Annotated in this window: 12 protein-coding genes and 1 pseudogene; 7 read left to right on the top strand and 6 right to left on the bottom strand. The window is 49.4% G+C overall.

From position 1 onward, the window contains the following. Positions 1-242 precede the first annotated feature (242 nt). Positions 243-2,465 (bottom strand): PhoX family protein, encoded by a 2,223-nt coding sequence (locus tag ACQ4M4_RS22035; RefSeq protein WP_430686621.1) that lies wholly within the window; start codon positions 2,463-2,465, stop codon positions 243-245. A 1,142-nt stretch (positions 2,466-3,607) separates the two neighbouring features. On the opposite strand from ACQ4M4_RS22035, the gene ACQ4M4_RS22030 reads away from it, so the two are divergent. The 3 genes from ACQ4M4_RS22030 (at position 3,608) to ACQ4M4_RS22020 (ending at position 6,937) form a co-directional block, all read left to right on the top strand. Further along, positions 3,608-5,332, top strand: a complete 1,725-nt coding sequence (locus tag ACQ4M4_RS22030) for an ABC1 kinase family protein (protein ID WP_430686620.1) — start codon at positions 3,608-3,610, stop codon at positions 5,330-5,332. 152 nt (positions 5,333-5,484) lie between these two features. Further along, positions 5,485-5,715, top strand: coding sequence for a hypothetical protein (locus ACQ4M4_RS22025; protein WP_430686619.1), 231 nt, complete (start codon positions 5,485-5,487; stop codon positions 5,713-5,715). 139 nt (positions 5,716-5,854) lie between these two features. Further along, positions 5,855-6,937, top strand: coding sequence for a class I fructose-bisphosphate aldolase (locus ACQ4M4_RS22020; protein ID WP_430686618.1), 1,083 nt, complete (start codon positions 5,855-5,857; stop codon positions 6,935-6,937). 117 nt (positions 6,938-7,054) lie between these two features. Here the strand turns inward: ACQ4M4_RS22020 and glgA are convergent, their stop codons facing one another. The 3 genes from glgA to ACQ4M4_RS22005 all read right to left on the bottom strand — a co-directional run bounded on the left by glgA (position 7,055) and on the right by ACQ4M4_RS22005 (position 9,829). After that, positions 7,055-8,533, bottom strand: coding sequence for a glycogen synthase GlgA (gene glgA / locus ACQ4M4_RS22015; protein ID WP_430686617.1), 1,479 nt, complete (start codon positions 8,531-8,533; stop codon positions 7,055-7,057). Between the two features lie 217 nt (positions 8,534-8,750). After that, complete coding sequence (locus ACQ4M4_RS22010; RefSeq protein WP_430686616.1) at positions 8,751-9,455, bottom strand: glutathione S-transferase N-terminal domain-containing protein; 705 nt, start codon at positions 9,453-9,455, stop codon at positions 8,751-8,753. Positions 9,456-9,481: 26 nt separating this feature from the next. Further along, on the bottom strand, positions 9,482-9,829 hold the full coding sequence (locus ACQ4M4_RS22005) for a hypothetical protein (RefSeq protein WP_430686615.1): 348 nt from the start codon (positions 9,827-9,829) through the stop codon (positions 9,482-9,484). A 397-nt stretch (positions 9,830-10,226) separates the two neighbouring features. On the opposite strand from ACQ4M4_RS22005, the gene ACQ4M4_RS22000 reads away from it, so the two are divergent. Continuing rightward, on the top strand, positions 10,227-11,738 hold the full coding sequence (locus ACQ4M4_RS22000; RefSeq protein WP_430686614.1) for a glycosyl hydrolase family 57: 1,512 nt from the start codon (positions 10,227-10,229) through the stop codon (positions 11,736-11,738). 347 nt (positions 11,739-12,085) lie between these two features. On the opposite strand, the gene ACQ4M4_RS21995 is transcribed toward ACQ4M4_RS22000, so the two are convergent. After that, the gene (locus ACQ4M4_RS21995; RefSeq protein WP_430686613.1) at positions 12,086-12,208 is read right to left on the bottom strand and encodes a hypothetical protein; all 123 of its coding nucleotides are present in this window, start codon (positions 12,206-12,208) and stop codon (positions 12,086-12,088) included. 294 nt (positions 12,209-12,502) lie between these two features. On the opposite strand from ACQ4M4_RS21995, the pseudogene ACQ4M4_RS21990 reads away from it, so the two are divergent. The 3 genes and pseudogenes from ACQ4M4_RS21990 to ACQ4M4_RS21980 all read left to right on the top strand — a co-directional run. Continuing rightward, positions 12,503-12,649, top strand: a pseudogene (locus tag ACQ4M4_RS21990) (transposase); the annotation flags it as partial. Positions 12,650-12,661: 12 nt separating this feature from the next. Continuing rightward, on the top strand, positions 12,662-12,880 hold the full coding sequence (locus ACQ4M4_RS21985; protein WP_430686612.1) for a hypothetical protein: 219 nt from the start codon (positions 12,662-12,664) through the stop codon (positions 12,878-12,880). 223 nt (positions 12,881-13,103) lie between these two features. After that, complete coding sequence (locus ACQ4M4_RS21980) at positions 13,104-13,520, top strand: hypothetical protein (RefSeq protein WP_430686611.1); 417 nt, start codon at positions 13,104-13,106, stop codon at positions 13,518-13,520. Positions 13,521-14,268: 748 nt separating this feature from the next. Here ACQ4M4_RS21980 and ACQ4M4_RS21975 read toward each other — a convergent pair. Further along, positions 14,269-14,459: hypothetical protein (locus ACQ4M4_RS21975; protein ID WP_430686610.1), on the bottom strand; the 191-nt coding region annotated here is incomplete at its 5' end.

Genomic DNA, 14,459 nt, shown 5'->3' with positions numbered 1-14,459 from the left:
TTCTGGGCTCTGTTTCGTGGTTGATATGCGGATGGGGATGGTTTGTTGGCAGAACAATCTGGCGATCGCCATCGGCCGTTGATCCAACCAATTTGCATAACGATTTTGCATCACGATTGGCGCGATCGCGTGCCCGAACACAAAAGCTTGGAACCGCCCAAGAGCAGCTCCAAGCTTGAGAATGAGATTGCAGTACATCAGCGCAAAATCGCTGCGGGATGACCGTTATTCGAAGAACACCCCTACACCAAGGGCGCACCGCTCAACCGACGAATGGCTACCACACTGGGTTTGGGTGGATCGTTGGGCTGACCACCAGGCCAGTTCGAGCCAATCGGCACGGTACGCTCTTGCATAAATTCCTGCCCATCTGTGGTTCTAAGGGCAAACTTGCGAACCTCGGCTTGCATGGCATTACGCGTACCGCCGATTTCGCCGGGGTGCTGAGCTGCCAAAAATAGAGTTCGCATGTCCTTGGTCATAAAGGGGCCGGTCATTTCCGCATCCATGGGGCCATAGGCAAACAAGTAGGCTTCGCCTGCATTGGGGCCTGAGGTGGGCAAGTACCATACAGAGTTATTGCCATACAGACCTCGGAGATCCGACTGACTCACGGCTGAGCCATCCTCTTTGACGCGGCTGGCAATCTCTTTGTTGTGTTTGTCTGTAGACATGTCGGTCACCATCCACAGGTTACCGTTGGCATCAAATTCGAGGTTGTCGGGGTTGGCAAATCCAGATCCTCCATCCGCAGGCTCCCCCCCTAACGAGAATGACTCCCAGCGGAAGGTCATTGCGGTTGGGTCGTTGCTATCTTCCATGAGTTTGACAATCCAGCCATACTCCCATTGGGCTTCGCCAGTCGGAGCTTTGAAAATGTCTTTGTTGGGGCTGCCGTCGCTGCCGCTGGGCGCACCCGAGGTAAAGGCAATGTATAGCGTACCGTCGGCACCAAGGTCTGTATCTTCGGGGCGGGCTGTGCAGGTTGCTCCGGCGGCGTTCGCTGCAAAGTGTGCATCAATCAGGATGGCACCCTGCTGTTCGGCGGCGTTACCTTCGTACAGGTCGCCCAGGGTTTTGAACTGGGTTTTGTAGGTGGCGATCGCTCCATCGTCTGTCACCTTACTTATCCCACCGTCGGGTCTGTTGGGTAGGGTGATCATGCCACCGATGTGAACACTGGGTAGCTCCGGATCAACGGGGGTATTTGCTTCGAGCGCAATCCAACGACCAGTTCCATCGGCATTCAACTTGGCCGCGTATAACATGCCATCTTCCAACAAACGAGAGTTGGACTTGCTTTGGGGATTGCGAACGATGCCGTTGCTCACAAACTTGTAGATGTGTCCACCCCGGCGATCGCACCCAGCGTATACCACCAACGGTTTGTTGGCCTCGGCCCGAATGCCAAATCCCTCGTGGCGATAACGTCCCAACCAGGAATGCTTGGTGCCAAAATCGTTGGGGTTTGCAGGGTCAACTTCGACTGCCCAACCATACTTGTTGCCAGCTAAGCCAAAAACGTTGCCCAGTCCATCAATCCCCTCACTGCTCAAGTTAAAGGTTTTATTGGAGGGATTGAGGGAGGTGCCATCGGCATATACGGTTTCTGGCACAAAATCCTGGAAGTTTTCCTCACCGCTCAGAATGGTTCCCCAAGGAGTGGTGCCCCCGGAGCAGTTGTTGAATGTGCCAATGGCGCGATCGCCCAATCCATCCAAGTATCCCTGACCACTGCGCTTGCGAAACACAGCAGTGGCGGGGCCGGTGGTTTTCAAATAGCGGCCATCTTCAAACCCAGAAAGACCTGTAATGCGGCGATCGCGGTTAGAAAAGGTGCGTACCCAGCGACCATCCGCTTCTCGACGCACAGAGATAACCCCAATCCCTACGTCGATCATGGCCTCTTTGCAGTAGTCCATCACCTGGGTCTTCACGGCATCCCCATCGGCCAGGGCAAAGGCATTAATGCCCTCGTCACCGGATGCTTCAGCGGCAGCCAGTACAGCATCGACAGGAAGAGCCTTACCCACAACTTCCTCAAAGGTTTGGTTCCAAGGAAGTGGGCTAATGTACTCAAAGTTGACGGTGAGGTATCCCTCGCCAGGGGCTGTTTCTACAAATGAAAGATAGTCGTTGTTGTAACCAAACCGCGAATCGCCAACAGGATCTCCCCACGCGGCAACGACATCGTAGGTGAAGCCTTCGGGAACTACCACATCATCGACCACTGCAAAGCGGCTGTACTCCTCAACCTGCTTGGTCAGAGCCACTCCATCTGTTTCGATAGGCATTGCGCCTTTAATCGGGGTAAATGGCAACACACCTTGGGCGAATGCTGGATTTCCCTTAAGGGTGAGGGTGTTGGAGAGCGATCGCCCACCGGATGGCACAAAGGATTGCAGTGCTACAGAGCCAGCGCTGGCTCCCAAGAACATGAGAAAGTGTCTGCGTTTGAGTGTCATATTTAAGGCGTGTTCTCTTCTCTAGCGTGATGTTGAGGATCGGAAATTGTGACTTGCAGCGGATCTGGAGTTCTACAAACGGTTTGCATCTATCCGCTAACTGACGGACATCGATTCCGCAGTCCCTTTAACCCGACGTTGCTCGTTCATTGAGCCAAGGGCACCGTAAGAGAATGTAACGATCTCCGTTTAAGCCTGGGTAATCCTCACGTTAAAGTGCGATAGAACTTACGCACTTCATCCGAAAAACCTGGGGTTTGAATGATGGTTGGGCCGCTAAGTGCCCCAACCATCATTCACTGCGTAAGTCCTGTGCAAGTTTTCTTCCCATGTTCGCGATCGGCGACCTGCCGAGATGGACTCCAAACTAGCTGAAACCCTCGGTTGGGTTTCACAGATTTACAACCTCACCAAACCCGCCTTGAGTATGAACAAAGAGCATGGTGAGCCTGATAGATTTCTGGGTAACCTGAACTCGATGTGCTTCAAAAGCAAGCATTCACTCATGCCTACTTCGCGGTCATCTAAAAGCGACGGATGTCGCCCTAGCGAGCTTTTCACCGCGTTGAAGGGTTTGCAGGATTGCCTCACATGCCGTCGCCAAAACTCAGACTTCAAAGCTTAGGAAAGCTCAGGTATCAAAGCTCAGACCTCACCACGGAGCTAGTAGCGGCTAACCTGGTTAACGGGCAAAGCCCAGATGGAACGAGGACGCAAATTTGTAAAGAAGCGTGATGTGTCTTAGGGCTCACTGTATCAATTCTTAACCTTTCGCTGATGGGAAGAGACGAGCCGTTGTTTGCCAAGCTCAAGCGTCAAAATCCTTTTATTTTCCGACTCCACAGCATCCACATCGTTGGGCGATGATGACGCCGACACGCCGACAAGTAGATGTAAAAGTTAACTTTTCCCTGAGTTAGAATTGCAATAGGTGTAGTTTCTTATACGATAGTTAATGGAAGGACAAGCCAGGCTCAATTATGGTCTGGTCTCGTCTCAAACCCGCTAAGTCCTGCCTTCGTCCTCGCTTTACAAGCGATCCCCAGTTTGTAAACAGGCTTTTTCACATACTGTGGCAGGCGATGGCAGGTTTGATCTCTCCAAAACGGTTGAAGATCCTGGTTTGAGAGGACTGTACAAGCGTGAGTCAGCATTTTCTGAGTCGGCTCAAGCGCTACGATCCAGATGCGATCGCCAAGTATTACCGCTATCGCCCCTGGTTAACCATATGGCGCTCCCTGGTTGTTATTGGGACATTCGTTGGTTTTTTTCTGGGCCTTAAGTTTGATGAATGGCAAGGACTGGCCGAAGTCAATCGTCCTCGTCGTGCAACGCAAATTCGCAAAATATTGACCCGCTTGGGGCCAACGTTTATCAAGGTTGGTCAGGCGCTCTCTACACGGCCTGATCTGATCCGTAAGGATTACTTGGATGAGCTGATAAAACTGCAAGATCAGTTGCCACCTTTCTCCAATGCGATCGCTTTCTCCATCATTGAGGCAGAGCTCGATCGTTCCGTCAGCGAAATTTATCGCGAGATATCGCCCGATCCAGTTGCTGCTGCAAGTTTGGGTCAGGTTTATCGAGCAAAGCTGTATTCCGGCGAAGAGGTTGCAGTCAAGGTACAGCGGCCAAATCTGCTGCCCACCCTAACCTTGGATTTGCACTTGATGCGCTGGTCTGCCACTTGGCTAGGGCCACTCTTGCCGTTGAACCTGGGGCACGACCTCACCCTGATTGTGGATGAGTTTGGCATCAAGCTGTTTGAAGAGGTGGACTACCAGAACGAGGGCCGCAACGCCGAAAAGTTTGCTGCTAACTTTGCTGACGATCCTCGGGTCAAGGTTCCTGAAATCTATTGGCAGCACAGCAGCCAACATGTGTTGACACTGGAGTGGATTAACGGTTTCAAGCTGAATGACTTCGATCGCATTCGAGAGTCTAATCTAGATCCCAATGTTTTGATTGAGATTGGGGTGACGACCGGATTACGGCAGCTACTAGAGTTTGGCTTTTTCCATGCCGATCCCCATCCAGGAAACTTGTTTGCCATGCCTGATGGCCGCATGGCTTACATTGACTTCGGCATGATGGATCAGTTGGATCAAACAACCAAGGAAACGCTGGTTGATTCTGTTGTTCATCTCATTAACAAGGACTACGAAGACTTGGCTGCCGATTTTGTGAGGCTAGGCTTTCTAACTCCTAAAACCAACATCGTTCCCATTATTCCTGCATTGGAGAAGGTGTTGGGTAACGCGATTGGGAAGAATGTTGGCGATTTTAACTTTAAGACGGTCACTGACGATTTTTCAGAGCTGATGTATGAGTATCCCTTTCGGGTACCTGCCAAGTTTGCGCTGATTATCCGCTCCTTGGTGACCCAAGAAGGCTTGGCGCTCACACTCAGCCCGGATTTTCGGATTGTAGAAGTGGCCTATCCGTATGTAGCGCGTCGCTTGCTCACTGGTGAGACTCCGGAACTTCGTCGTCGATTACTAGAGCTTTTGTTCAAGGACGATCGCTTCCAGTGGCATCGGCTTGAGAATATGATTGCGATCGCCCGCTCCGACAATAGCTTTGATCTGTTGCCAACTGCCCAGCTAGGTCTGCAATTCCTCATGTCTGAAGAAGGCCAATATTTCCGACGACAGCTGTTGTTGGCGCTGATTGAAGACGATCGGCTGCACACTGAGGAAGTTCAGCGGTTGTGGAGCCTGGTTAAAGATGACTTGAAGCCTGGAAAACTGTTGACTGCGGCTTTGGGTGCCATTACTGGACTCACAATGGAAAGTGCCGCCTCACTCTTACCTTCTATGGCAACGCTGCTTACGTTTCAGCCGCCTGCTACAGAGTTACCGCGCTAGTTCGATTTCACCACTCAACTCATCTCATCCTTAGCCCAGCGTCTTGTCTAAATGAGCATGACCTGGGCTTTTTGCTGCTTGCTGAACTCCTGGTTGTGTTGCGCCTGCTAGACCTGGGGCCGCACCGAACTCCTCAAACTCATGGAAAATGCTTGGCTCTGTTTGTCGCCGCATTGAGCTTGCTTCTTAGCATGCTCTCAGGTTTATTCGCTATGGTGAAGAGGCAAGGCGATGCAGCCCACAACAGCATGTACTGGATAGCCTGTACTAAATTAAGGAAGCCGTTGCCAGAGTTAAAGTTGGCAACGTTCGGCAAGAATGATGGCATGCATGGGCTTTTGCCTGATGAACCGGGTTTTACAGGTTTTGACTCAAGCGATTGATGGATTGCAAAAAAATGGGTTCATCAGGACGATCGCCCAGTGAAATGATTGGCAAGTTTGATTTCGGTTTGATGGTGTTAATTGGTTGAATCGTGCTGGTTTTTGAATAGATTTCCCCCGTTGTTTAGAGGAGGTTGCCGTGGTTGCAACAGTATCGTTACCGTCCTCAATCGAGTCTCTACTCGGCGACGAAGCCGAGTCGTTGCTTACTCACAAAGCCAAGATCTCTAAGGATTTGCTACACTTACCCGGCCCCGACTGGGTTGAGCGCATTTTTGCTCAGAGCGATCGCTCTCCTCAAGTGCTGCGCAGCCTGCAACAGCTTTATTCCACAGGCCGCTTAGCCAACACAGGTTATCTCTCTATCCTTCCGGTTGATCAGGGGATTGAGCATTCTGCCGGAGCTTCCTTCGCACCCAATCCGATCTACTTTGATAGCGAAAATATCATCAAGCTGGCGATCGAAGGTGGTTGTAATGCAGTTGCTACCACGCTGGGTGTGCTGGGAACCCTGTCGCGCAAATACGCGCACAAAATCCCGTTTATTCTTAAACTGAACCACAACGAATTGCTCACTTGCCCCAACCAATTTGACCAAATTATGTTTGCCTCGGTTGAGCAAGCCTGGAACTTGGGCGCGATCGCTGTGGGAGCCACCATCTATTTCGGTTCGCCCGAATCTGGTCGGCAAATTCAAGAAGTAAGCCGTGCGTTTGCCCGGGCTCATGAGTTAGGATTGGCCACTATTTTGTGGTGCTATCTGCGCAATGGCGAGTTCAAGCAAGATCAGGACTATCACTTGGCCGCTGACTTGACCGGACAGGCCAACCACTTGGGCGTCACTATCGAAGCGGACATTATCAAACAAAAGCTGCCCGAACTGAATGGAGGCTATGCCGCTGTCGCAAAAGCCTTGGGCAAAAGCTATGGCAAAACCGATAGCCGCGTCTATTCAGACCTCACGACCGATCATCCGATCGACCTCACCCGTTACCAAGTTCTGAATTGTTATGCTGGCCGCGCCGGACTCATTAATTCTGGTGGCGCTTCAGGTAAAAAAGATAAAGCTGAGGCAATTCGCACGGCGGTGATTAACAAACGCGCTGGTGGCTGTGGTCTGATTTCAGGTCGAAAAACCTTTCAGCGCCCGTTTGAAAAAGGGGTGGAACTGTTCCATCTCATTCAGGATGTTTACCTCTCGTCTGAAATTACAATCGCTTGAACTTTACAGATGAAGTTTAGCTGTAAAGTTGATTGTTGATATCAAAACGGGGTTTGAGCAAAGTTCAAACCCCGTTTTGATAAACAGCTAATTGTGGATAGTGAAAGAGCGATCGCGCTACTTATCGCGAATAAACTCGTACAGCTCCACATAGGCTTCTCCTGGTAAATTCCAAGAGAAATCACACTCCATTCCCTGAAGCCTCAACTTCGCAAACTCTTCAGGATAGGAACGCCAAAGCCCGATTGCCCGATTCATGGCCGACTCTAGGGCATAATTATCCGTTTGGAAGAAAACGTAACCATTACGCTCTTCGGGTTCGTGCAGGTTGTCGTAATCCCGGTCAAATACCGTGTTTACTAAGCCGCCAACCCCACGCACAATCGGTACCGTACCGTACTTCAAGCTGATCATTTGTGTGAGGCCGCAAGGCTCAAAGTTGCTCGGTACCACAATCATGTCTGCGCCCGCATAAATGAGATGAGACAGCTCCTCATTAAACCCAAGCTCCAAATGCACATCGGGATGAGTCGATAAAAAGTCTCGCTCATGGGCAAACCAGGTATCAATGCTGCGATCGGTTGCCGAACCCAACAGTACAAACTGAGCATCATTCTTGAGCGCGTGATAAATCGCATGATGCACCAAGTGCATTCCCTTTTGTTCGTCCAATCGTCCAATAAAGCAAATTAAAGGCTTCGTAGGATCATCTTGCAGCTTGAGACGTTCGCGTAATGCTTTCTTATTCTGAGCCTTACCGGCCATATCATCTTTGGCGTACTGATAAGGAATGTAAGTATCAACTTCTGGATTCCAAATGTTGTAATCAATTCCATTTAGAATGCCGGTAAACTTATCGCGATACAAATGTAGCGTATGGCCTAATCCATAGCCAAAATCGCCGTAGTGCGCTTCCCATGCATGGTGGGGTGATACGGTTGTCACAGCATTTGAGTACACAATTCCACCCTTCATAAAGTTCAGCACAAAGGGGTTGAAATTGTCTCGTAGGCGATCGTAGTGAAAGTAGTGTTCCGGACGGTTGAGCCCGGTAGCACGCAGAACCTCAACGCCGCCAATCCCTTGATGCTTGAAATTGTGAATGGTATAGCAAACACGCTGATGCCCCATGCCATGCCACTGATAAATTTCGTACAGCATGACTGGAATTAAGCCAGTCTGCCAATCGTGAACATGGATAATATCCGGTCGTTTATTGCTTTGATGCAAAAACTCCAATGCGGCTTTGCTAAAGAATGCAAACCGCATGACATCGTCATGGCAACCGTAGTAGACGCCCCGATCAAAGAAGTTGTCTTGAGAATGGGGACGGATGAAGAAGCAGAGTCGGCCATGCACCCAGCCGCAGAGTACTGAGCAGTGAACGCGACCACCGTACCAAGGCACCCATAGATCGCGATAGGCATCATGCAAGCCCCAAATGTGGTCATACCGCATGCAGTCATACATGGGCAGAATTAGCTCGACGGTATTGCCGCGAATTTCGAGCTCTCGGCTTAAACCGTAGACGACATCTCCTAAACCACCAGCTTTTATCACCGGGGCGCATTCAGAGGCGATCTGTACGATATACATCTCTCATCCCCACGTTAAAAAAGAACGTCTTATCTTCACAAAAGTATAGGTTCTTTTGCCAACTTAACAAGTCTGTGTGTTTAAGTCAGCTCAGGTCATCCTAACTAAGGGAGAACTTTGAGGGCGGACTCTATGCCTCGGGCATGGGAAAGCATCAGGTTTGAAATACAAAGTTTTGATACAGGGTGTTCTCAGGTCCTGATGCTCTCTGGTGCGTTCACGATTTTGCCTGGGTTGAGGCTGAAGTTTGCCCGAACAGTACTTTTTTACTCTCTTCGGTCATAATCGATTGGCTGGTGAACGGTGCACCTTTTTCGTAAGCGCGAACCACTGCCGATCGCCCTTGAATCGTTTCAAACCAGCGCTTCAAATTGGGGAATTCACTCAGGTTTTGCCCTTGCTTTTCATACGGAACGATCCAGGGGTAAGCGGCCATGTCTGCAATGGAGTACTCATTAGCTAGAAATTCATGGTCAGCAAGGCGTCGATTCATGACGCCGTATAGGCGGTTGGTTTCCTTCACATATCGCTCGATTGCGTAAGGAAGTTTCTCTGGGGCGTACTGGCTAAAGTGGTGATTTTGGCCCGCCATGGGGCCTAGGCCACCCATTTGCCAAAATAGCCATTCGAGCGTAGTGCTGCGATCGCGCAGATTACGAGACAAAAACTTGCCCGTTTTTTCTGCTAGGTAAAGCAAAATTGCTCCCGATTCAAATACCGAAATGGGCTCACCGCCATCGGATGGATTGTGGTCAACAATAGCTGGCATACGATTGTTGGGGGCGATTTTCAAGAATTCCGGCTTGAACTGGTCGCCCGCTCCAATATTGATGGGGATAATCTGATAATCCAACCCAGCTTCTTCTAGAAAAATGGTGATCTTGTGGCCGTTGGGTGTTGGCCAGTAATACAAATCAATCATGAAGGCTCCTGTGCGATCGCAGATGTTTATTTGTGCTTCTTAAAAAGCAGAGAAATGTCTGCATGCATGACAGCAATGTCAGGATCTCGCTGAATGGCTCGATAGTAGCCTCGTTCTAGGACCGTTCCGTACTCTGCGGGCTGCAACAGTTGCTCGGCCTCAGCCAGCAGTTCCATCACTCGCTCATCGGCCACAGGTTCTTTCGATTGCAACACATCATCCATCTGTACGATGAATTGAGACATAGGCCGCAGCCATTCAAACCATTCATGCCCAACAACAAGCTGAAAATATTCTCCAGTTGTCTTAATAGGGCCATGAAATTGCTCATAGGCATGACGCTCCGAATTGAGGAGCGCTTTGTGCAATTTCAAAATTACTGAGCGAACCTCTCTCAGCCGTTGACGCATGATCTCAGACGTGGAATTCTCAGAAGACATTGAACCCTGTATCAAGCAAAACCTCTAGCTCTATCTTGTCATACTCAGCTCATGAAAGTTGACTGTGGCTATCAATCTCCCCAGCTTAAAAGAAGCTTAAAATCCTGAATATCGGCTGAATTGTCTATCCAAACGCTCCATACTGAAGAGGCAATTTTAAGCGATCGCACAGCCTCAATCAGTCTCATCTCCTGAATAGTTAGCAATATTGAATGCTCAGAGACTTCACTTTAAGAAAGTGTTAGCGAAAAGAAAGCATTGGCGAATACCTCTGCCAATCGTGAGGTCACCAATACCCCTATCTAGTATTTCCCTGAATATAGGAAACTCCATGACTCAAGCGCACTCCTCAACAAGTTTTGCTAAATTTCAAGATGCAACAAATCATAACCTTCCACCCATCTGTGGTTACGAGAGTGAAGTTCAATCTGCCACAACGTCAGATCGAGATCCGATATTTCTAAATCATACAAACCTAAATCTTGAAACTATAACATCTGGTTTTGCATGTGCTTTGCACATGCATCAACCGACCATCCCCGCAGGTACAAATGATTCATTAATCAGTCATTTGCAATATATGTTTGACCATCCTAACGAGGGAGACAACCATAATGCAGCACCGTTTGCTTGGTGTTACTCTCGCATGGGTGAATTTATTCCTCAACTTGTTCATGAAGGATGTAATCCTCGTATCATGTTGGATTACTCTGGCAATCTTCTGTGGGGATTCAGCCAGATGCAACGGCATGATATTTTGGACAATCTCAAACTCATAACCTGTGATAAGCAATATCAACCGTATGTAGAGTGGCTTGGAACAATGTGGAGCCATGCTGTTGTTCCCTCAACTCCCATTCCTGATATCAAACTACATATTCAAGCTTGGCAACATCATTTTGCTACCATTTTTGGTGCCGAAGCTCTAAAGAGAGTGCGAGGCTTCTCTCCTCCTGAAATGCATTTACCCAACCATCCGGATACGCTCTACGAATACGTCAAGGCGTTGAAAGAGTGTGGATATCAATGGTTGCTTGTACAAGAACATTCTATTGAAACTTTAGACGGCCAGCCGCTATTTCATGAGCAAAAATATATCCCAAATCAGCTGATAGCCCGTAATTCTTCTGGCCATACAATTAGCATTACTGCATTAATTAAAACGCAAGGCTCAGATACCAAGCTAGTTGCTCAAATGCAGCCATATTTTGAAGCAAAAACTAAAGGTAAACAATCATTAGCTTCCTACTCCATTCCCTCGTTAGTATCTCAAATTGCCGATGGTGAGAATGGTGGTGTCATGATGAATGAATACCCCCGTGACCTATTTCGTGTTTACCACGAAATTCGAGACAACGGGGGAGGACTGTCAGGCACTGTTCCGATGAACGGAACAGAGTATTTAGAACTTGTTGCGTCCTACGGAATAGAGCCAAAAGATTATCCTCCGTGCCAAGCCGTACAGCAGCATAAAATTTGGGAGCAGCTTGCCCTCGAAGGAGATATCACACCTGAATTAGTAGAAACGGCGATCGCACACCTACAGCAAACTGACCCCAACTTTCATATGGATGGGGCTTCATGGACCAACAGTATCAACTGGGTGAAAGGATATGAAGACGTCCTCGACCCAATGCTGAAACTAAGCACGGCCTTCCACCAGAAATATGACAGCCAGATAAGCAGCGATCCTTACGTCACTCAGCAACAAGAATATAAACAGGCACTTCTCTATAACTTGTTATTGCAAACGAGTTGTTACCGTTACTGGGGCGCTGGACGCTGGACAGACTATGCACAAAAAATATATCAGCTTGGTAAATCAGCACTTGAACAATCCTAAAGACATTGTCTGCACTGTGCGACTGCTTTAACCAAGGTTTTAAGGATTAGAGCTAGCATTACTCGATATCAAGTTTTCCAAGAGTTCGACATCAGGCTATCAGCTGACTCTGGCGGTCGTGAGATATCAGAGTAGGACAGATTGCCAAAGGTGGTTGAAGGTGCGATCGCGATTCTACTGCGACAGGCCCTCGTGCGGTTACCTCAACAGAGATAGAGTGATGGAGCAATTCAAGCTTTTCCCTGCTCACCATGTATTAAATCTGGCAAAACTTTCACCAGCAGGCTGAACATGGGTTAGCGCCGAAGGCCAGATATTTGACCACGCTAGGGTTAACACTTAGCGGTTCAGTTGGTGAGCCGCCGTACATTCGAAGCACGAGCCGCTGCCTGACTCTGTCCATGCACAGCAACGCCGAAACCATTGGGCAGTGCTGCCTTTCCAAAGCAGTGCTGGTGTGCGCTGGACATTGCACTTCTTATTTAGTTGTCCCTGAAAAACTATCAAAAGTAAAGCAGAGAACAGATCATAGGAGTGTCAACTCAAGTATAGAATTGCCAGAAACCACCCTCAAAGTTGCAAAACCTGGTGAAATGAGTCGAGGATTCCAACCTAAATCGAAGGCATCAGATGGAGAACGTCCCCTGCTAAAAGAGCAGTTGAACTTGGCCCATCCATTGGTGAAGTTGAGTGAGTCCATCCACTGAAGTGTCCTCGAAGCAGAGTTAGGCCAGCCCGTCGGAAGCGAGGGAGGACGACCTGCCCTGCCCACCCGACTGCTGGTAGGTCTGCACTATCTCAAAGCACTCTACGATGAGAGCGATGAATCAGTGGTGGCGAAATGGGTGGAGAACCCATACTGGCAGTACTTTTGTGGGGAGGAGACGTTCCAACATGAGGTGCCATGTCATCCCATTAGTTTGGTGAAGTGGCGACAACGAGTTGGTGTAGACGGCGTTGAAGCCCTGCTGAGAGGGGTGATTCGCATAGCGATGAGCCAGCAGATGCTGAAGCAGTCCGAGATTGCCCATGTGAACGTGGACACGACGGTGCAGGAAAAGCGGTGGGAAAGGCCACCGATGCGCGCTTGTACGACAAAGCCAGACGAGCATTGGTGCGTGCCGCCCAACGCCAGCAGGTGAGGTTGCGTCAGAGCTATGCGCGCTTAGGCAACTCTGCTCTGATGCGCCAGGGACGCTATGCGGTGGCCCGCCAAGGCAAACGCGCCCAGCAACAGACGCGCAAACTGCGAACCTACTTGGGACGAGTGATTCGAGACATCGAGTGTAAGGTGCAGCCGTTGCCGGAGCGGTTAAGTGCGCTGATGAGATTGCAAAACGCATTCATCAGCAGAAGCCCAAGGACATGGGCAAACTCTACAGTGTGCATGCGCCTGAAACTGAGTGCATTGCCAAAGGCAAAGCTCACCGACGCTATGAGTTTGGCTGCAAGGTGGTGATGGTGACCACCAATCACAGCAATTGGATTGTCGGCATCAAAGCAGTGCATGGCAATCCCTATGATGGGGCGACTTTGAGAGGTGCTCTCATCCAGGCCGAACGGTTGACGACGGTTGCGTCACAGCAGGTGTTTGTGGACAAGGGCTTTCGTGGGGCTCAGCATCATCCGACTGACGTGGATGTGCTGGTCTCAGGGACTCGCAGGTTGAGGAGGGTGCGTCGGCGTCGCCTCAAGCGCCGCAGTACCATTGAGCCCGTCATTGGTCATACCAATCAAGACCATGCCCTCAAGCGTAATTTCTTGCGCGGTCAGTCAGGTTGATTGCATCAATGCTTTGCTGGCGGGGTGTGGCTTCAACTTGCGTAAGATGCTTCGTCTCTTCTCTTCACCTTCTTTGGCGATCGCCTAAGCTGAGTTTTTCAGGGACGACGATTTAACTGAAATATCCAGGTTAAGATTCAGCCCTGCCCCGAGCAGACTACAGCCGTCCTAGCTATCTCTGTATATATATAGTAAGAAGAGCGCTTTATTGTAGCGAGTTAAAGCTACGCCAATCGCCCGATCATTATCCGAATCATTGCCAGATGAGTCAATGTCTCCAAGGCCTCTGACAATAATTTATCGTCCCCGAACCAAGCGACGACAGTACATCAACCAGTCGAGCACCCCTCCCATTGCTTTTTGAGCAGCACGAGTCCCTTGTATTGTTCGAATCGTTGCCAAACAAAGCTTTTGGGATATTGCAAGGCTATCCATATCATGGGTGATTAACCTGACTTGATATTATTAGGTATACACCGTTTGCCGTGCCGGAAAGTCTTCCGCAACGCTCGCCAACAACAACCCTCGACTAGAACGTAGAAGATGGCATTGAAAACTGTCTAAATCTCGAGGCTGCGTAGGTGACCACCGAATTCTGGCTTTAGAATCAGCTTACTAAGCCATTCACATGCAGCACGGGGCAGATTACTGGGATAGGACTCACTCATCTCGCTCCACTGAGTGAGATGAGGATACGAAAGAACTCATCTCACTCAATGTGAGCTTCTCTACTGTCTACAAGACGCTATTAAACACCCTCTAAGACAGCCAAATGGCGGGAAATAAGGCATTTCAGTTTTTCTGCAGAAATTGCTTGACGAGATAAGGTGGAGGTAGTTATATTAGTAAAGCGGTCGAGGCGGTGCCGAGCGAAAGTGAGGCGAGCGCGAGACTTGCGACCGAACCTAGAAAGCTGAATAGTTTGAGAGACAGGATAGC

Source organism: Leptolyngbya sp. AN02str (genome assembly GCF_050565595.1).
Lineage (GTDB): Bacteria > Cyanobacteriota > Cyanobacteriia > Elainellales > Elainellaceae > Kaiparowitsia.
Note: the sequence above shows the minus strand (reverse complement) of the source record. Positions and strands in the feature narration are given on the sequence as shown.

What these genes read in the sequence shown, in the direction of transcription:
- glgA (WP_430686617.1), bottom strand. Translation starts at nt 8,533, where the DNA reads ATGTATATCGTACAGATCGCCTCTGAATGCGCCCCGGTGATAAAAGCT.
- ACQ4M4_RS21995 (WP_430686613.1), bottom strand. Translation starts at nt 12,208, where the DNA reads ATGTCCAGCGCACACCAGCACTGCTTTGGAAAGGCAGCACTGCCCAAT.
- ACQ4M4_RS22035 (WP_430686621.1), bottom strand. Translation starts at nt 2,465, where the DNA reads ATGACACTCAAACGCAGACACTTTCTCATGTTCTTGGGAGCCAGCGCT.
- ACQ4M4_RS22010 (WP_430686616.1), bottom strand. Translation starts at nt 9,455, where the DNA reads ATGATTGATTTGTATTACTGGCCAACACCCAACGGCCACAAGATCACC.
- ACQ4M4_RS22000 (WP_430686614.1), top strand. Translation starts at nt 10,227, where the DNA reads ATGACTCAAGCGCACTCCTCAACAAGTTTTGCTAAATTTCAAGATGCA.
- ACQ4M4_RS21980 (WP_430686611.1), top strand. Translation starts at nt 13,104, where the DNA reads ATGGGCAAACTCTACAGTGTGCATGCGCCTGAAACTGAGTGCATTGCC.